Annotated in this window: 16 protein-coding genes; all 16 read left to right on the top strand. The window is 68.8% G+C overall.

Going from position 1 to position 18,034, the window contains the following annotated elements:
- Positions 1 to 53: 53 nt before the first annotated feature.
- The 16 genes from rplK (at position 54) to rpoB (ending at position 17,997) form a co-directional block, all read left to right on the top strand.
- Positions 54 to 482: a 50S ribosomal protein L11 gene (rplK, locus tag EXE57_RS09150; protein WP_135076697.1), complete on the top strand. Its 429-nt coding sequence runs from the start codon at positions 54 to 56 to the stop codon at positions 480 to 482.
- A 97-nt stretch (positions 483 to 579) separates the two neighbouring features.
- Complete coding sequence (gene rplA / locus EXE57_RS09145) at positions 580 to 1,302, top strand: 50S ribosomal protein L1 (protein WP_135076695.1); 723 nt, start codon at positions 580 to 582, stop codon at positions 1,300 to 1,302.
- Between the two features lie 290 nt (positions 1,303 to 1,592).
- Positions 1,593 to 2,237 (top strand): 50S ribosomal protein L10, encoded by a 645-nt coding sequence (rplJ, locus tag EXE57_RS09140; RefSeq protein WP_135076692.1) that lies wholly within the window; start codon positions 1,593 to 1,595, stop codon positions 2,235 to 2,237.
- 84 nt (positions 2,238 to 2,321) lie between these two features.
- Positions 2,322 to 2,717, top strand: a complete 396-nt coding sequence (gene rplL / locus EXE57_RS09135) for a 50S ribosomal protein L7/L12 (RefSeq protein WP_135076689.1) — start codon at positions 2,322 to 2,324, stop codon at positions 2,715 to 2,717.
- Positions 2,718 to 3,024: 307 nt separating this feature from the next.
- On the top strand, positions 3,025 to 3,978 hold the full coding sequence (locus EXE57_RS09130; RefSeq protein ID WP_135076686.1) for an ABC transporter ATP-binding protein: 954 nt from the start codon (positions 3,025 to 3,027) through the stop codon (positions 3,976 to 3,978).
- Position 3,979: 1 nt separating this feature from the next.
- Positions 3,980 to 4,765, top strand: a complete 786-nt coding sequence (locus tag EXE57_RS09125) for an MlaE family ABC transporter permease (RefSeq protein WP_135076683.1) — start codon at positions 3,980 to 3,982, stop codon at positions 4,763 to 4,765.
- Positions 4,766 to 4,768: 3 nt separating this feature from the next.
- The gene (locus tag EXE57_RS09120) at positions 4,769 to 5,596 is read left to right on the top strand and encodes an MlaE family ABC transporter permease (protein ID WP_135076680.1); all 828 of its coding nucleotides are present in this window, start codon (positions 4,769 to 4,771) and stop codon (positions 5,594 to 5,596) included.
- A 7-nt stretch (positions 5,597 to 5,603) separates the two neighbouring features.
- The gene (locus EXE57_RS09115) at positions 5,604 to 6,890 is read left to right on the top strand and encodes an MCE family protein (protein WP_135076677.1); all 1,287 of its coding nucleotides are present in this window, start codon (positions 5,604 to 5,606) and stop codon (positions 6,888 to 6,890) included.
- Complete coding sequence (locus tag EXE57_RS09110) at positions 6,887 to 7,933, top strand: MCE family protein (RefSeq protein WP_135076674.1); 1,047 nt, start codon at positions 6,887 to 6,889, stop codon at positions 7,931 to 7,933. Before EXE57_RS09115 ends, EXE57_RS09110 begins: the two co-directional genes overlap by 4 nt.
- Before the next feature lie 70 nt (positions 7,934 to 8,003).
- Entirely contained in the window at positions 8,004 to 8,972 is a 969-nt protein-coding gene (locus EXE57_RS09105; RefSeq protein WP_135076671.1) for an MCE family protein, read from the top strand.
- A gap of 4 nt (positions 8,973 to 8,976) precedes the next feature.
- Positions 8,977 to 10,113, top strand: a complete 1,137-nt coding sequence (locus tag EXE57_RS09100; protein WP_244247053.1) for an MCE family protein — start codon at positions 8,977 to 8,979, stop codon at positions 10,111 to 10,113.
- Positions 10,110 to 11,567, top strand: coding sequence for an MCE family protein (locus tag EXE57_RS09095; RefSeq protein WP_135076668.1), 1,458 nt, complete (start codon positions 10,110 to 10,112; stop codon positions 11,565 to 11,567). The genes EXE57_RS09100 and EXE57_RS09095 overlap by 4 nt, the downstream gene beginning before the upstream one ends.
- Complete coding sequence (locus EXE57_RS09090) at positions 11,564 to 12,835, top strand: MCE family protein (RefSeq protein ID WP_135076665.1); 1,272 nt, start codon at positions 11,564 to 11,566, stop codon at positions 12,833 to 12,835. The genes EXE57_RS09095 and EXE57_RS09090 overlap by 4 nt, the downstream gene beginning before the upstream one ends.
- Positions 12,832 to 13,416: a hypothetical protein gene (locus EXE57_RS09085; protein ID WP_135076662.1), complete on the top strand. Its 585-nt coding sequence runs from the start codon at positions 12,832 to 12,834 to the stop codon at positions 13,414 to 13,416. The genes EXE57_RS09090 and EXE57_RS09085 overlap by 4 nt, the downstream gene beginning before the upstream one ends.
- Complete coding sequence (locus tag EXE57_RS09080) at positions 13,413 to 14,222, top strand: J domain-containing protein (RefSeq protein WP_135076659.1); 810 nt, start codon at positions 13,413 to 13,415, stop codon at positions 14,220 to 14,222. Before EXE57_RS09085 ends, EXE57_RS09080 begins: the two co-directional genes overlap by 4 nt.
- Before the next feature lie 232 nt (positions 14,223 to 14,454).
- Entirely contained in the window at positions 14,455 to 17,997 is a 3,543-nt protein-coding gene (gene rpoB / locus EXE57_RS09075; protein WP_135076656.1) for a DNA-directed RNA polymerase subunit beta, read from the top strand.
- Positions 17,998 to 18,034: the final 37 nt, after the last annotated feature.

Raw genomic sequence — 18,034 nt, 5'->3', positions numbered from 1 at the left:
GGCCGGTCCGGCCCGCATGACCACGACGCACAACACGAAGGACAGGACAGGCAATGCCTCCCAAGAAGAAGGTCGCTGCACTGGTCAAGGTGCAGCTGCAGGCTGGCGCAGCAACTCCGGCTCCGCCGGTGGGTACCGCTCTCGGTCCCCACGGCGTGAACATCATGGACTTCTGCAAGGCCTACAACGCGCAGACCGAGTCGATGCGCGGCAACGTCATCCCCGTGGAGATCACCATCTACGAGGACCGGTCGTTCACGTTCATCACCAAGACCCCGCCGGCCGCCGAGCTGATCAAGAAGGCCGCGGGCCTGCAGAAGGGCTCGGGCGTCCCGCACAAGGAGAAGGTCGGCAAGCTGACCAAGGACCAGGTGCGCGAGATCGCCCAGACCAAGCTCCCCGACCTCAATGCCAACGACATCGAGGCCGCGATGAAGATCGTCGAGGGCACCGCCCGCTCCATGGGCGTCACCACCGACTGACCATCCCCGGACGTCGGGGCGCCCACGCGCCGCGACACCACCTGTGGCAGGGCCGCGCTGGTCCGCCGACCACACTTTCGTAGAAACGGAATCCACCATGCAGCGCAGCAAGACCTACCGCGCGGCGGCCGAGCAGATCTCGCAGGACGAGCTCTACGCGCCGCTGACCGCCATCAAGATCGCCAAGGGCGGCTCGAAGAAGAAGTTCGACGAGACCGTCGACGTCGTGATGCGCCTCGGGGTCGACCCCCGCAAGGCCGACCAGATGGTCCGCGGCACCGTGAACCTGCCCCACGGCACCGGCAAGACCGCCAAGGTCCTGGTGTTCGCCAACGGCGACAAGGCCGAGTCCGCCCGTGAGGCCGGCGCCGACGTCGTGGGTGGCGACGAGCTGATCGAGAAGGTCGCCGGCGGCTGGCTCGACTTCGACGCCGTCGTCGCGACGCCTGACATGATGGGCAAGGTCGGCCGCCTCGGCCGCGTCCTGGGCCCGCGGGGCCTGATGCCGAACCCGAAGACCGGCACCGTCACGCCCGACCCGGCCAAGGCCGTCACGGACATCAAGGGCGGCAAGATCGAGTTCCGGGTCGACCGCCACGCCAACCTGCACTTCATCATCGGCAAGGCGTCCTTCGGCGAGGTCCAGCTGGCCGAGAACTACGCCGCTGCCCTCGAGGAGGTGCTGCGGCTCAAGCCGGCCAGCTCCAAGGGCCGCTACATCAAGAAGGTCACCCTGTCGACGACCATGGGCCCCGGTGTCCCGGTCGACCCCAACCGCGTGAAGAACGTCGCGGTCGAGGACGCAGCCGTCACGGAGTGACTCCTGGTGCCTCGCGCAGGGCGGTGACCTCCGTGGTCGCCGCCCTGTCGCACGTCCGGGGCATCGATTTGGTGGCAGCTCCCGACGCCCCGTAGAGTGGCGCGCAGCAACCAGAGACCGCCGGTGATCGGCCCGCGACGAGCGAGCAGATCGAAGGTTCCGCAGAGCGGACGGCCAGCGCAGGTGACAGAGCAGGATCCCTCACACGGATCCGTCCACGCCCTGAGCCTGTGCTCGGGGCGTTCGTCCTTTCCGGGCCCGGTCGGTCTCACCAGTCCGGAAGGAGACCCATGGCGCGGGCAGACAAGCAAGCGGCCGTCTCGGAGATCGTTGAGTCCTTCAACGAGTCCTCGGGTGCCGTGCTGACCGAGTACCGCGGTCTCACCGTGAAGCAGCTGCAGGAACTGCGGCGCTCCCTCGGTGAGAACGCCAGCTACGCCGTGGTCAAGAACACGCTGGCCAAGATCGCCGCCTCCGAGGCGGGGATCGACGGCTTCGAGGACCTGCTGACCGGTCCGACCGCCATCGCCTTCATCAACGGCGACGTGGTCGAGGCGGCCAAGGGCCTGCGTGACTTTGCCAAGGCGAACCCCACCCTCGTGATCAAGGGTGGCGTCCTGGACGGCAAGCCCCTCGACGCCGCCGAGATCAGCAAGCTCGCTGACCTCGAGTCGCGTGAGGTGCTCATGGGCAAGCTGGCCGGCGCGATGCTCGCGTCGCTCAGCCAGGCCGTCTACCTGCTCAACGCCCCGATCTCGCAGGCTGCCCGGCTCGCCGGCGCCCTGCAGGCCAAGGCCGAGAGCGACCCCACGATCCTCGCAGGTGGTGCCCCCCAGGATTCAAGCACTGGGCCGGTCGCTGACGCTGCCGAGGAGTCGGCCGCCGACGAGGCTGCCGGGACCGAGGCTGGCGACGACCAGCCTGCCGACGCCTGACCCCAGGCCGACGCACACCACCTGAAACCAGCACACCAGGTCCACCGCCAGCAGGTGGACCGCACTACGGAAGGAAACGCCCTCATGGCGAAGCTCACCACCGACGAGCTGCTCGACGCGTTCAAGGAGATGACCCTCATTGAGCTGAGCGAGTTCGTGAAGCAGTTCGAGGAGACCTTCGGCGTCACCGCCGCCGCTCCGGTCGCCGTTGCCGCCCCGGGCGCTGCCGCTGCCGGCGGCGACGCGGGCGCTGCCGCTGCCGAGGAGAAGGACGAGTTCGAGGTCGTCCTCGAGGCCGCCGGCGACAAGAAGATCAACGTCATCAAGGAGGTGCGCGCGCTCACGTCCCTCGGCCTGAAGGAGGCCAAGGACCTCGTCGAGTCCGCCCCCAAGACGATCCTCGAGAACGCCACCAAGGAGGCCGCCGAGAAGGCCAAGGAGTCCCTCGAGGGCGCCGGCGCCACCGTCACCCTCAAGTGACCTCGCGCTGAGTCCCCGCGGGGACCCAGCACTCCGCCGTACGGGGCGGGCACCACCTGGTGCCCGCCCCGTACGCGTATCCGGGCACGGTCACGATGTGGTCTCGGCCGGCGGTACGGGTGTTCACCGGAACGAATTCCGGTCAGGATGGCCGCGGCCCGTGTCGGCGCGGTGACGAGAACCGAAATGTTGCGTAACCTCGCCCGTCAGGTCCCGTTGTTACTGGCGAGTGGGGCGCCACCGACGTGTCGTTGCGCGTCCCCCTCTCACCACGCACGGGCTCGAGGCAGAGGAGGGAGCGCCAGGCATGGGTGTCGAGATCCAGGTGGACGACCTGACCAAGTCGTTCGGCAAGCAGCTGATCTGGGGTGACGTGACCCTGACGATCCCTGCCGGCGAGATCTGCGTCATGCTCGGCCCCTCCGGCACCGGCAAGTCGGTCTTCCTCAAGACCCTGATCGGGCTGCTCAAGCCCGACAAGGGCTCGATCGTCATCGAGGGCACCGACATCGCGACCTGCTCCGAGAAGGACCTCTACGAGATCCGCAAGCTCTTCGGCGTGCTGTTCCAGGACGGCGCGATGTTCGGCTCGATGAACCTCTACGACAACGTCGCCTTCCCGCTCCGCGAGCACACCAAGAAGTCGGAGAGCGAGGTCCGTGACGTCGTCATGGAGAAGATGGACCTGGTCGGTCTGATCGGCGCCGAGGACAAGCTGCCCGGCGAGATCTCGGGGGGCATGCGCAAGCGGGCCGGCCTGGCCCGGGCCCTGGTCCTGGACCCCGAGATCGTGCTCTTCGACGAGCCGGACTCAGGCCTTGACCCCGTGCGGACGGCGTTCCTCAACCAGCTGATCGTCGACCTCAACGCGCAGATCGACGCGACGTTCCTCATCGTGACCCACGACATCAACACCGCCCGGACCGTCCCGGACAACATCGGGCTGCTCTACCACAAGCACCTCGCGATGTTCGGGCCGCGCGAGATGCTGCTCTCCTCCGAGGAGCCGGTCGTCCGGCAGTTCCTCAACGCCCAGAAGGTCGGCCCGATCGGGATGTCGGAGGAGAAGGACGCCGACGAGCTCGAGGCCGAGAAGGACCAGGACCTCCCGCCGCTGCCGCCGATCCCGATGCAGCTCGACCCCTCCAACGGCATCAAGCGGCGCAGCCAGCGCGAGCCCGGCTCGTGGTGCCGCGAGAACGGCGTGACCCCGCCCCCGGGGTCCTTCGACGAGAACATGACGATGGCGACGGGCGGCTGAGGTGTCGACCCTGACCAGCTCCCGGGCGCTGCGGCCGATCGGGACCGCGGGCAAGCTCTTCGCCTTCGGTCTCGACGTCGGACGCAACCTCTTCCGGCGCCCGTTCCAGCTGCGGGAGTTCCTCCAGCAGGCCTGGTTCATCGCCTCCGTGACGATCATCCCGACCGCCCTGGTGGCGATCCCGTTCGGCGCCGTGATCGCGCTGCAGGTCGGTGGCCTGATCAAGCAGTTCGGTGCGCAGTCGTTCACCGGATCCGCCGCCGTGCTCGCCGTGATCCGCGAGGCCGGACCGATCGCGACGGCGCTGCTCATCGCCGGAGCGGGCGGCTCGGCCATCGCCGCCGACCTCGGTTCGCGCAAGATCCGCGAGGAGCTCGACGCCATGATGGTGCTGGGGATCGACCCGATCCAGCGCCTCGTCGTACCGCGGGTGCTGGCCGCGATGCTGGTGGCGGTCTTCCTCAACGGGCTGGTGAGCGTCGTGGGCGTCGCGGGCGGCTACGTCTTCAACGTGATCCTGCAGGACGGCACCCCAGGCGCCTACCTGGCGAGCTTCACCGCGCTCGCACAGCTGGCAGATCTCTGGCAGGGGATGATCAAGGCGGTCATCTTCGGGCTGATCGCCGCGATCGTCGCCTCCTACAAGGGCATGAACGCCGCCGGCGGACCCAAGGGCGTGGGCGACGCGGTCAACGAGTCGGTGGTCATCACCTTCCTGCTGCTCTTCGTCGTGAACGTCGTCATGAGCGCCATCTACTTCCAGCTCGTCCCCCCGAAGACAGGTTGACCCGTGGCCAGTGTGCGCGCGGTCGTCGGCAGGCCGCTCAAGACGCTCGACAGCCTCGGCGAGGAGCTGTCGTTCTACATCCGCGCCCTCGCGTGGACCCCGCGGACCATCCGTCGCTACAAGAAGGAGATCCTGCGGGTCCTCGCCGAGGTGACGCTCGGGTCGGGCTCGCTCGCGGTCATCGGCGGCACGACCGGCGTGATCACGATGCTGTGCTTCTTCACCGGCACCAACGTCGGCCTGCAGGGGTACGCCGCCCTCAACCAGCTCGGCACGGCCGCCTTCTCCGGCTTCGTGTCGGCCTACTTCAACACCCGCGAGATCGCCCCCCTGGTGGCCGGCATCGCCCTGGCGGCCACGGTCGGCTGCGGCTTCACGGCCCAGCTCGGCGCGATGCGGATCTCCGAGGAGGTCGACGCCCTCGAGGTGATGGCGATCCCCTCGCTGCCGTTCCTGGTGACGACCCGCATCATCGGCGGGCTGATCGCGATCATCCCGCTCTACGTGGTGGGCCTGCTGTCGTCGTACTTCGCGACCCGGCTGACGGTCACCCAGTTCTTCGGGCAGTCACCAGGGACCTACGACCACTACTTCAACCAGTTCCTACCCCCGGGAGACGTGCTGTGGTCCTTCGGCAAGGTGCTCGTCTTCGCGGTGACCGTGATCCTCATCCACTGCTACCACGGCTACAACGCCTCGGGCGGTCCGGCGGGGGTCGGTGTGGCCGTGGGCCGCGCGGTGCGGACCAGCATCGTGGCGGTCAACGTGATCGACCTGTTCCTGTCGATGGCGATCTGGGGCACCACCACGACCGTACGGCTGGCGGGGTGAGGCGCCGATGAGGATCCTGGCTGCCCACAAGGCCCTGGGCGTCATCTTCCTGTGCCTGCTGCTGCTGGGCGTGTGGCTGACGTACGCCATCTTCAGCAAGAAGTTCGCCGACTACGACGAGGTGAGCCTGCAGACCAGCAAGATCGGCCTGCAGCTCCCGCAGCGCGCCGACGTCAAGGTGCGTGGTGTGATCGTCGGCGAGGTGCTCGAGTTCGAGTCCGACGCCGAGGGCGCCGTGCTCACGCTCGGCCTCTACCCCGGCGAGATCGACACCATCCCTGCCGACGTCACCGGCTCGATCGTCCCCAAGACGCTCTTCGGCGAGAAGTACGTCTCGCTCGAGATCCCCGAGGGGAGCCAGACCGGCGACGCGCCGCTCGAGGTCGGGCAGACCATCGAGCGCACCGACGTCTCGATCGAGGTCGAGAAGGTGCTCTCCGACCTCTACCCGCTGCTGCGGACGGTGCAGCCGGCCGAGCTCAACATGACGCTCAACGCGATCGCCACCGCGCTCGAGGGGCGGGGCGAGCGGCTCGGGGAGAACCTCGAGACCCTCGACGCCTACCTCAAGCGGCTCAACCCGCAGGTCCCGCAGATCATCGACGACCTCCGGCTGACCGCCCAGGTGTCCGACACCTACGCCGACGTGATGCCCCAGATCGCCCGGATCCTGCGCAACACGATCACGACCACCGGCACGCTCGAGGACCGTGACGCCAAGGTCCGCGCGCTCTACACCGACGTGGCTGCCTTCGCCTCGACCTCGCGCGACTTCCTCGACACCAACGGCGACAACCTGATCCGCCTCGGTGACGTGAGCGCGCAGCAGCTGCGGCTCCTCGCGAGGTACGCGCCCGAGTACCCCTGCCTCCTCGAGGGCATCGTCAACGCCGGCGTCCGGCAGGCCGAGGCCTTCCGCGGCTTCACGCTCCACATCGTGCTCGAGACGCTGCCCAACCAGCCCCGCGGCTACAACGCCTCGGACACCCCCCGCTTCGGCGACACGCGAGGGCCGACCTGCCTGCACCTGCCGAACCCGCCGTTCGACCAGGAGAACCCCGTGCGGACCCAGCCGGACTTCGACGACGGCGTCGACGAGCCGACCGGCAAGGGAACCAGCCGGGTCGCCCCCTCGTGGGGCAGCGGCGCGGGCTTCGAGGGCTCGACGGCCGAGGAGCAGATGCTCAAGTCGTTGCTCGCCCCCGGCCTCGGCGTCACCGCCGACGACGTCCCCGACCTCGGGGTGCTGCTGGTCGGCCCGATGGCGCGGGGTGCGGAGGTGAGTCTCCGGTGAGCCTCCTCGACAAGAAGACCACGGGCGACCTGGTCAAGCTGCTGATCTTCATCGTGGTGACGACCCTGGCCACCTCGATGCTGGTCGTGACGATCGGCAACATCTCCTTCGGCAGTACCAAGGACTACCGCGCCGAGTTCGTCGACGCGACGGGCGTCGTCGAGGGCGACGACGTTCGCATCGCCGGCGTGAAGGTGGGCGTGGTGACCGGGGTCGAGATCGTCGACCGCACCCGCGCGATGGTGTCGTTCAAGGTCGACGAGGACACCCCGCTGAGCGAGGCCACCAACGCCTCGATCCGCTACCGCAACCTCGTCGGCCAGCGCTACATCTCCCTCAGCGAGACCATCGGGGACACCGCCCGGCTCGACGAGGACGCCACCATCCCGGTCGGCCAGACCTCGCCGGCCCTGGACCTGACGGTGCTGTTCAACGGCTTCAAGCCGCTCTTCGAGGCGCTCTCTCCCGAGGAGCTCAACCAGCTCTCCTACGAGGTCATCCGGGTCTTCCAGGGCGAGGGTGGCACTCTCGAGGGGCTGCTCCAGAGCACGGCCTCGGTCACCCAGACCCTCGCCGACCGTGACGAGGTCATCTCGGACCTGATCGACAACCTCAACACCGTGCTCGTCCAGATCGGCAACCGAGACCAGGAGCTCACCGAGCTGATCAACTCGTTCCGCACCCTGGTCGGCGGCCTCAAGGACGACCGGCAGGCCATCCTCGGCTCGCTCGAGCAGATCTCCGACCTCTCCGTCGAGACCGCCGACCTGGTCTCGGGCATCCGCAAGCCCTTCGTCGAGGACATCGAGCAGCTGCGCCGCTTCGCGGGCAACGTGGACCGCAACCGGGCCGAGCTCGACCGGGCGCTGCAGGTGCTGCCGATCAAGCTGACCAAGGTGGGCCGGACGGCGATCTACGGCTCGTGGTTCAACTTCTACCTCTGCGAGTTCAAGGGCAACGTCCGGCTGCCGGGTGGCCAGAACCTCGGCGTCAGGTACCCCCTCCCCGGAACCAAGGTGGCAGACAGGTGTGATCTCGGATGAACCACCCCACGAAGTCGCACTTTCCACTCGCTGCGCTCCCTCCGCGCACGACTCCGAGGGGACCCCGGACATGAGCGTGCCGTTCCGCGAGCGCAACCCGGTGGTGGTCGGGGCGATCAGCCTCGCCGTCATCGCCGGGTTGATCCTCGTCTCCTTCAAGGCGTCCTCGCTGCCGGTCATCGGCGGTGGCGACGTCTACTACGCGAGCTTCAGCGAGGCCGGTGGCCTCAAGGCCAACGACGAGGTCCGGGTCGCCGGCGTCCGGGTGGGCAAGGTCGAGGAGGTCGCCCTGGCCGGTGACCACGTCCGGGTCCGCTTCCGGGTCGAGGACGACGTGGACTTCGGCCAGGAGTCCGCCGCCGCGATCAAGGTCAAGACGCTGCTCGGGGCGATGTTCCTCGCGCTGCAGCCCGCGGGCGACGGCCAGATGAACGAGGGGTCGGAGATCCCCGTCGAGCGGACCAGCTCCCCGTACGACGTGGTGGAGGCCTTCGAGGGTCTCGCCGAGACCTCGGCGGACATCGACACCGACCAGCTGGCCGAGTCGATGACGACGCTGGCGGACCTGACCCGCAACACGCCCGAGGAGTTCCGGGCCGCCCTCGACGGCGTCTCCGCCCTCTCGGCGAACGTGGCGGACAAGAACGAGCAGATCAACACGCTCCTGCAGAACCTCGAGAAGGTGTCCACGGTGCTCGACGAGCGCGACGAGGACATCATCGCGCTGATGCGGGACGCCGACGTGCTCTTCCGGGCGCTGGTGAGGCGGCGGGAGGCGATCCACGACCTGCTGGTGTCGACGTCGACGCTCTCGCGGGAGCTGACGACCCTGGTGCGGCAGAGCCGCGAGGACCTGAAGCCGGCCCTGACCCACCTCGAGAACGTGGTCCGGGTGCTCAACAAGAACGAGGACAACATCGACAACAGCCTGCGACTGATGGCGCCGTTCTACCGCGTGTTCGCCAACACGCTGGGCACCGGCCCGTGGTTCGACACCTACATCCAGAACATGCCGCCCGTGCCGCAGGTGGGGAGGTGAGGACGTGGTGAAGCGACTGATCGTCCCCGGCGTCGTCCTGGCGCTGCTCGCCGCCGCTGCCGTCGTCATGTTCGGCAACGAGGAGCGCCGGACCCTGACCGCCCACTTCCCGCGCACCATCTCCCTCTACGAGGGCAGTGACGTCCGGGTGCTCGGCGTGCCCGTCGGCACCGTCGACTCGGTGACCCCCTCCGGCACCGACGTGGTGGTGACCATCTCCTACGACCCCGAGGTGAAGGTGCCCGCGGACGCGCAGGCCGTCATCGTCTCGCCGTCCATCGTCGGCGACCGCTACGTCCAGCTGACCCCGGCCTACGACGGCGGTGAGGTGCTCCCCGACGGCGCCACCATGCAGACCGAGCAGACCGCCGTACCGCTCGAGCTCGACGAGATCTACGAGAACCTCGACGAGCTCAACGTCGCGCTCGGCCCGACCGGTGCCAACCGCAACGGCGCGCTGTCGGACCTGCTCGAGGTCACGGCCGAGAACTTCGGGGGCGAGGGCGAGCAGTTCAACCAGACCATCCGCGACTTCTCCGACTTCAGCCAGACGCTGAGCGACAACCGGGAGGAGTTCTTCGGGTCGGCCCGGGCGCTGCAGGGCTTCATCAGCACCCTCGCCGAGAACGACCAGACCGTCCGCGACTTCAACCAGTCGATCGCCGACGTGTCCACCGTGCTGGAGGGCGAGAAGGAGGAGCTGGCGGCCTCGCTGCGCAACCTCTCGACCGCGCTGGGGGAGGTCTCGACCTTCGTGCGTGACAACCGCGCGATCCTCGGTCGCAACATCGAGGGCCTCAACCGGGTCTCCAAGGTCCTGGTCAAGCAACGCGACGCGCTCGACGAGATCCTGTCCGCGGCCCCGGTCGCCCTCAACAACCTGGCCCTGACCTACAACCCGCAGGCGGGCACGCTCGACACCCGCTCCAACCTCGAGCAGACGCCCGGGCAGATCGCCGCCGACCCGGCGACGTTCCTGTGCGGCTTCGTCAGCCAGGCCGACACCTCCGGTGAGGCCTGCGACCTGATCCAGGAGGCACTGCCCGAGCCGAGCCGCGTACCCCTCGGACAGGGCCCGAACCCCGCCTGGCAGGACCGCTTCGACCAGAGCCTCGGCGGACTCGTGGAGGTGGGACGATGACCGGCTTCCCTCGCTGGGCCTCGGCCCTCGCCGCCACCGTGACCGGTGCCGTCGTCCTCAGCAGCTGCAGCCTGAGCGTCAACGAGCTGCCGCTGCCGGGCGGCACCGACACCGGTGACGACCCGATCACCATCACCGCGGAGTTCGTCGACGTGCTCGACCTGGTCCCGCAGTCGACGGTCAAGGTCAACGACGTGAGCGTCGGCAAGATCACCGACATCATGCTGCGCGGCGAGACCGCCGTGGTCACCATGGAGCTGCCGCGCGACACCGACCTGCCCGACAACACCGTCGCCGAGATCCGGCAGACCAGCCTCCTGGGCGAGAAGTTCGTCTCGCTCAGCCCGCCCCAGACCGGTGCCAGCGGTGAGCTCGGGACCGGCGACGTCATCGAGCTCGCCGACACCGGCCGCAACCCCGAGGTCGAGGAGGTCCTGGGGGCGTTGAGCCTGCTCCTCAACGGCGGTGGCGTCGCACAGCTCAAGACGATCTCCAGCGAGCTCAACCTGGCTCTCGAGGGGCGCGAGGACAGCGCGAAGTCGGTGTTCCGCCAGGTCGAGGAGCTGATGGGCCAGCTCGACGAGGGCAAGGCCGACATCGTCCGTGCCATCGAGGGTCTCAACCGGCTCTCGATCTCGGTGAGCGACCAGATCGGGACCATCGACGCCGCTCTCGAGGAGCTGCCCAGCGCGCTGCGGACGATCGACCGGCAGCGTGGCGACCTGGTGCGGATGCTGCAGGCCGTCAACCGCCTCGGCGACGTCGGCGTCCGGGTGATCCGGGCGTCCAAGGACTCCACGATCGAGTCCGTACGCCAGCTGGTCCCGGTGCTGACCAAGTTCGCGGACTCCGGCGACTCCTTCGTCAAGGCGTTCAACGTCTTCCTCACCTACCCGTTCGTCGACGAGGTCGTCGGGCGGGACCCCCAGGTCGCGCGCAACCTCCACATGGGCGACTACACCAACCTGTCGGTCACCCTCGACGTCGACGTGCAGGGCGGCGGTGACGGCGGCGGTGGCGTGGTCCCGCCGCTGGACCCGCCCGACATCCTCGATCCCGGTCAGACCCTGGACCTGGTGACCCGCTGCCTGCGCTCGGGCGACCTGTCGAGCCGGCCCTGTCGCAAGGTCCTGCGCCGGCCGCAGCAGCTGCTGAACCTCCAGGAGGAGTGCGCCAAGCGCAGGAACCGCGACAAGGACGTCTGCCGCGAGCTGCAGGCCCTGCCCAACCTGGGTGACCTGCTCCCCGGCGGCGGCGGCGGCGGTGGCGGCGGCGGTGCCGGCGGTGGCGGGGGCGGGGGCATCCTCGACGACATCATCGGCGGGGGCCTGCCCCGCCCGGCCTTCGGAGGCGCCGGTGACGGCGGTTCGCAGGGCCCGACGATGGGTGAGCTGATGGAGGTCTACGACCCCGACCTGGTGTCGCTGCTCGTGCCGGGGATGGTGGTCCGGTGATCACGCGTCGTACGAAGGTGCAGCTGCTGGTCTTCGTGGTCATCACGCTGCTCGGCGTGAGCTACGTCGGGGCCCGCTACGCCCGGCTCGACCAGCTGGTCCGCGACGACACGTACACGGTCGTCGCCCACTTCGCGGAGTCCGGTGGCATCTTCGCCGGGGGAGAGGTGACCTACCGCGGCGTCAAGATCGGCCAGGTGGAGCAGCTCGAGCTGACCGGGTCAGGCGTCGACGTGCACCTCGGCATCGAGGACTCCTTCGACTCGATCCCCGCCGACGCCATCGCCCTGGTCGGCAACCGGTCCGCGGTCGGGGAGCAGTACGTCGAGCTGCAGCCGCAGAGCGACGAGAAGCCCTACCTCGGGGACGAGTCGGAGATCGCGGTCGAGAACACCCGCACCCCGATCCAGACCCAGACGCTGCTCACGAACCTGTCCAACACGGTCGAGTCGGTCGACAAGGACGCGCTGCGGACCACCGTCAAGGAGCTCGGCGCCGCGTTCGCCGGCACCGGCGATGACCTCGGCCAGATCATCGACACCGGCAACGCGTTCATCGAGGACGCCAACGAGAACTTCGACGTCACGACGGCGCTGATCCGCGACAGCAACGTGGTCCTGCAGGGTCAGGTCGACTCCGAGACCGCGATCCGCACCTTCGCCCGCGACCTGGCGCTGTTCTCCGACACGCTCGCCGCGTCGGACGGCGACCTGCGCGGCGTGATCGACAGCGGGTCGGTGGCCGCCAACGAGCTGCGCACCTTCATCGAGGACAACGAGGTCCAGCTCGGCGAGCTGATCAACAACCTGGTGACCACCGGTGAGGTCGTGGTCCAGCACCTCGACGGCATCGAGCAGGTGCTGGTGATCTACCCGTACGTCGTCGAGGGCGGCTTCACCGTGGTGTCGAAGTCCCCCGACACGGGCAGGTACGACGCCCACTTCGGGCTGATCACGCAGTCCTCACCCCCGGTGTGCCGGCGCGGCTACGAGAGCACGAACACCCGGCCCCCGCAGGAGCGCGCCGACCTGCCGATGAACGAGGGCGCGCGCTGCCTCGAGCCGGCGACGCAGAGCAACGCGCGCGGCTCGCAGCACTCGCCGGCCTCCCGCGTGGCCGCGACCTACGACCCGACCACGGGCCGGCTGCGCTGGGGTGGCAAGGTTCCCAGCGGGCAGTCCACGCCCGGTACGTTGGCCCCCAGCACCCTTGGAGAGGAGTCGTGGAAGTGGCTGTTCCTCCAGCCCCTGGCAGCGACGCAGGAGTGACGAGCAGCGACCCCCACGACCAGACCCGCCGGGACACCAGGCTCCGGCGCGCCCTGCTCGTGGTGCTGGTCGTGGTGCTCGTCGCCTGTGTCGGCGTGAGCGCCTGGCTCGTGACCACGCGGGGCGCCGAGGCCGTCGGCATCGACGGTGGCGCCTCCGAGGTGCAGTCCGAGCGCGACGCCGTGATGAGCCAGGCCCGCCAGTTCATGCTGCGGCTCGGCACCTACGACCCCGAGCAGCTCGAGGAGGGCGAGCTCCCGGAGTACCGCGAGCTGGTCTCCGAGGTGATCACGCCCAACTTCCGGCCGTCCTTCGACCGCCAGGTGGTGGCGGTCGAGCAGCTGGTCGCCCAGGCGGGCGTGTCCCGGACCGCCGAGGTGTTCTCCGCAGGCGCCGCCACCCTCGACTCCGACTCGGCCACGGTGCTCGTGGCCGGCACCTTCACCGAGTCCTACCCCGACCGGCAGGGCGAGATGCAGCCGCAGGACCCGGTGCCGTTCCGCATGGAGGTCACGCTGAACCGCATCGACGGCGAGTGGCTGGTCGACGACTTCACCCCCGTGAGCGGAGGCGAGCAGTGAGCCCCGACGAGACCGGCTACGCCGGACCGAACTGGTACGACGTCCTCGACGTCGACCAGTCCGCCTCCGGCGAGGAGATCCGCGACGCCTGGCGCGCCGCGATCGCCGACCTGACCCCCGCCGACCGCCGGTTCCGGCTCTACAACCAGGCCGCGGAGGTGCTGCTGGACCCCGAGCGCCGGGCGGCCCACGACGCCGAGCTCGCCGCGCAGCACGACGCGGCGGAGGAGCAGGAGCAGCCCGACGAGGCCGAGCAGGTCGCGCCCCGGGGCGCCGGGGGGGCGCCGACGCCCACGCCTGCCCCCACCGGGCGGGGCGTGCCGACCTGGCTGCTGGCCGTCCTCGCGGTCGCGGCGGCGGTGGCGCTGGGCGTCACGGCCTACCTGTGGACGCAGCCCTCGGAGGACGCTGCCGAGGAGGCCGCGAGCGAGGCCCGGAGCGCGGCCGAGCGGGCGGTCGTCCCCCTGCTGTCCTACGACTTCGAGACCCTGGAGCAGGACCGCGCCGAGGCCGAGGAGCTGATGACGCCGGACTACCAGGAGAAGTACGACGGCCTCTTCTCGGTCATCGAGGAGAACGCCCCCCGCACCCGGACGGTGGTCGACGTGGACGTGGTGGCCTCCGCCGTGGTGCGCTCCGGCGAGGACGAGGACCGCTGGGACATCCTGCTCTTCGTCGACCGTCCGACCACCAACAAGGCCACCGAGGAGCCGGTCGTCTTCAAGGACCAGGCGACGCTGACCATGCAGCGCGTGGACGGCGAGTGGCTCGTCGACGGCCTGCAGACCAGCCCGGCCCAGCAGTAGCGGATCGAGGAGGTCGACACGACCTGTGCGTGCCCGCTTGACCTGACGCGGACGGACGTTCATCATCTATCGCAACGTCGCGGACATGGTCTTGACGCCGATGTTGTGTCGCGCCCTCGTTCTGAGGTACTCTTCACGTTCGCGCCCTCTCTCATATGCGCTCTCCCCTGCCCGGATGGGGGGAGTGTGGTGGTGGGCGCCCTCCCAGAGCGACCCGTGAAAAGGACACCTCTTGGCCGCGCGTACCGCCACAGGTAATTCCCACAGTTCCAAGCGCATCTCCTTCGCGAAGATCAGCGAACCCCTCGAGCTTCCTCAGCTCCTCTCGCTCCAGACCGACAGCTTCGACTGGCTGATCGGCAGCGAGGCCTGGCAGGCCGAGGTCCAGCGCCGCCGCGAGGCGGACGAGGACGTCTCCGAGAAGTCGGGGCTGCAGGAGATCTTCGAGGAGATCTCGCCGATCGAGGACTTCAGCGAGACCATGTCGCTGTCCTTCGAGAACCCGGTCTTCTACGACCCGAAGTACACCGTGGACGAGTGCAAGGAGAAGGACTTCACCTACTCCGCGCCGCTCTACGTCTCCGCCGAGTTCACCAACAACGACACCGGTGAGATCAAGGGCCAGACGGTCTTCATGGGCGACTTCCCGCTCATGAGCCCCAAGGGCACCTTCATCATCAACGGCACCGAGCGCGTCGTCGTCTCCCAGCTGGTCCGCTCGCCGGGCGTCTACTTCGAGCGCTCCGCCGACAAGACGTCCGACAAGGACATCTACACCTCCAAGCTGATCCCGTCGCGCGGCGCGTGGCTGGAGTTCGAGGTCGACAAGCGCGACCTCGTGGGCGTCCGCCTCGACCGCAAGCGCAAGCAGAACGTCACCGTGCTGCTCAAGGCCCTCCAGGCCGTCGCCGAGGACACCGGCGAGGAGTACGACTACGACGGCGTGATGGCGGAGTTCCGCCAGTTCGAGTCGATCCAGCTGACCGAGGAGAAGGACCACACCCAGGGTCCCGACGACGCGCTGCTCGACATCTACCGCAAGCTGCGACCGGGCGAACCGCCCACGCGCGAGGCGGCACTGACGCTGCTGAAGAACTACTACTTCAACCCCAAGCGCTACGACCTCGCCAAGGTCGGCCGCTACAAGATCAACAAGAAGCTCGGCGTCGCCCGGGCCTTCGACCAGCAGACGCTGACCATCGCCGACATCGTCGCCACGATCCGCTACATCGTGCAGCTGCACGCCAGCGGCACCCCCGTGGACGCCCCGGACCTGCTCGACCAGCAGGGCCAGGTCGTCATGGGCACCGACGACAAGCCGATCAAGGTGCAGGCCGACGACATCGACCACTTCGGCAACCGCCGGATGCGGACCGTCGGTGAGCTGATCCAGAACCAGCTCCGTACCGGCCTCGCCCGCATGGAGCGCGTCGTCCGCGAGCGGATGACCACCCAGGACGTCGAGGCGATCACGCCGCAGTCGCTGATCAACATCCGCCCCGTCGTCGCGGCGCTGAAGGAGTTCTTCGGAACCTCGCAGCTCTCGCAGTTCATGGACCAGACCAACCCGATCGCCGGCCTGACGCACAAGCGTCGGCTCTCGGCGCTCGGGCCGGGTGGTCTGTCCCGTGACCGCGCGGGCATGGAGGTCCGTGACGTCCACCCGTCGCACTACGGCCGGATGTGCCCGATCGAGACGCCGGAAGGCCCGAACATCGGCCTCATCGGCTCGCTGGCCTCCTACGGCCGGATCAACCCGTTCGGCTTCGTCGAGACGCCCTACCGGATCGTCAAGAAGGGCCGCGTCAGCGACGAGGTCCACTACCTCACCGCCGACGACGAGGACCGCTACGTCATCGCGCAGGCCAACGCCGCGCTCGACGACAAGGGTCGCTTCGTCGAGGAGCGCGTGCTGGTCCGCCAGCGCGACGGCGAGGTCTCGGAGATCCTGGCCGACGAGGTCGACTACATGGACGTCTCGCCGCGGCAGATGGTGTCGGTCGCGACGGCCCTGATCCCGTTCCTCGAGCACGACGACGCCAACCGCGCGCTCATGGGCGCCAACATGCAGCGTCAGGCCGTCCCGCTCATCAAGAGCGACAGCCCGCTGGTCGGCACCGGCATCGAGTACCGCGCCGCCGTCGACGCCGGGGACGTGGTCGTGGCCGACAAGGCCGGTGTGGTCAAGGACGTGTCGGCCGACCTGATCGAGGTCATGAACGACGACGGGACGTACTCCTCGTACCGCCTGGCGAAGTTCCGCCGCTCCAACCAGGGCACCTGCATCAACCAGCGCCCGCTGGTCGCCGAGGGTGACAAGCTGGTGGCCGGCAGCCCGATCGCCGACGGTCCGTGCACCGACGACGCGGAGATGGCCCTCGGCACCAACCTGCTCGTGGCCTTCATGCCGTGGCAGGGCCACAACTACGAGGACGCCATCATCCTCAGCCAGCGCCTGGTGCAGGAGGACATCCTCACCTCGATCCACATCGAGGAGCACGAGGTCGACGCCCGCGACACCAAGCTGGGCCCGGAGGAGATCACCCGCGACATCCCGAACGTCGGCGAGGAGATGCTCGCCGACCTCGACGAGCGCGGCATCATCCGGATCGGCGCCGAGGTCACCACCGGTGACATCCTCGTCGGCAAGGTCACGCCCAAGGGCGAGACCGAGCTGACCCCCGAGGAGCGGCTGCTCCGCGCGATCTTCGGTGAGAAGGCGCGCGAGGTCCGCGACACCTCGATGAAGGTCCCCCACGGCGAGGCCGGCACGGTCATCGGCGTCCGGGTCTTCGACCGCGAGGACGGCGACGAGCTGCCGCCGGGCGTCAACCAGCTGGTGCGGGTCTACGTCGCCCAGAAGCGCAAGATCTCCGTCGGCGACAAGCTCGCCGGACGCCACGGCAACAAGGGCGTCATCGCGAAGATCCTGCCGGTCGAGGACATGCCGTTCATGGAGGACGGCACCCCGGTCGACGTGATCCTCAACCCGCTCGGCGTGCCGCGCCGGATGAACATCGGCCAGATCCTCGAGCTGCACCTGGGGTGGCTGGCCAAGCAGGGCTGGGACCTGAAGCTGTCCGACGAGGAGGGTGACGCCGACTGGAAGCAGCGGCTGATCCGCATCCACGCCGACAAGGCCGAGCCCGACACCCGGGTCGCGACCCCGGTGTTCGACGGTGCCCGCGAGGACGAGATCACCGGGCTGCTGGGCGCCACGCTGCCCAACCGTGACGGTGTCCGCGTGATCGACGGGACCGGCAAGGCCAGCCTGTTCGACGGCCGCTCCGGGGAGCCCTTCCCCGACCCGGTCTCGGTCGGCTACATGTACATCCTCAAGCTGCACCACCTGGTGGACGACAAGATCCACGCGCGCAGCACCGGCCCGTACTCGATGATCACGCAGCAGCCGCTGGGCGGTAAGGCCCAGTTCGGTGGCCAGCGGTTCGGCGAGATGGAGGTCTGGGCGATGGAGGCGTACGGCGCCGCCTACGCCCTGCAGGAGCTGCTGACCATCAAGTCCGACGACGTGCCGGGTCGCGTCAAGGTCTACGAGGCGATCGTCAAGGGCGAGAACATCCCCGACTCCGGCATCCCCGAGTCGTTCAAGGTGCTCGTCAAGGAGATGCAGTCGCTCTGCCTCAACGTCGAGGTGCTCAGCCAGGACGGCTCGCAGATCGAGCTCAAGGACGCCGAGGAAGACGTCTTCCGGGCCGCCGAGGAGCTCGGGATCGACCTGTCGCGCCGCGAGCCCAGCAGCGTCGAAGAAGTCTGAACCACCCCACGGGGACCCGGTCCTGTGGCCACAGCCG

The organism is Nocardioides euryhalodurans, from assembly GCF_004564375.1.
In the GTDB taxonomy this organism is placed as follows: Bacteria; Actinomycetota; Actinomycetes; order Propionibacteriales; family Nocardioidaceae; genus Nocardioides; species Nocardioides euryhalodurans.
This window is presented reverse-complemented; position numbering and strand designations above follow the sequence as displayed.

Coding starts and splice junctions, on each gene's coding strand:
- EXE57_RS09105 (WP_135076671.1), top strand. CDS start 8,004: ATGAGCGTGCCGTTCCGCGAGCGCAACCCGGTGGTGGTCGGGGCGATC.
- EXE57_RS09115 (WP_135076677.1), top strand. CDS start 5,604: ATGAGGATCCTGGCTGCCCACAAGGCCCTGGGCGTCATCTTCCTGTGC.
- rplL (WP_135076689.1), top strand. CDS start 2,322: ATGGCGAAGCTCACCACCGACGAGCTGCTCGACGCGTTCAAGGAGATG.
- rplA (WP_135076695.1), top strand. CDS start 580: ATGCAGCGCAGCAAGACCTACCGCGCGGCGGCCGAGCAGATCTCGCAG.
- EXE57_RS09095 (WP_135076668.1), top strand. CDS start 10,110: ATGACCGGCTTCCCTCGCTGGGCCTCGGCCCTCGCCGCCACCGTGACC.
- rplK (WP_135076697.1), top strand. CDS start 54: ATGCCTCCCAAGAAGAAGGTCGCTGCACTGGTCAAGGTGCAGCTGCAG.
- rplJ (WP_135076692.1), top strand. CDS start 1,593: ATGGCGCGGGCAGACAAGCAAGCGGCCGTCTCGGAGATCGTTGAGTCC.
- EXE57_RS09130 (WP_135076686.1), top strand. CDS start 3,025: ATGGGTGTCGAGATCCAGGTGGACGACCTGACCAAGTCGTTCGGCAAG.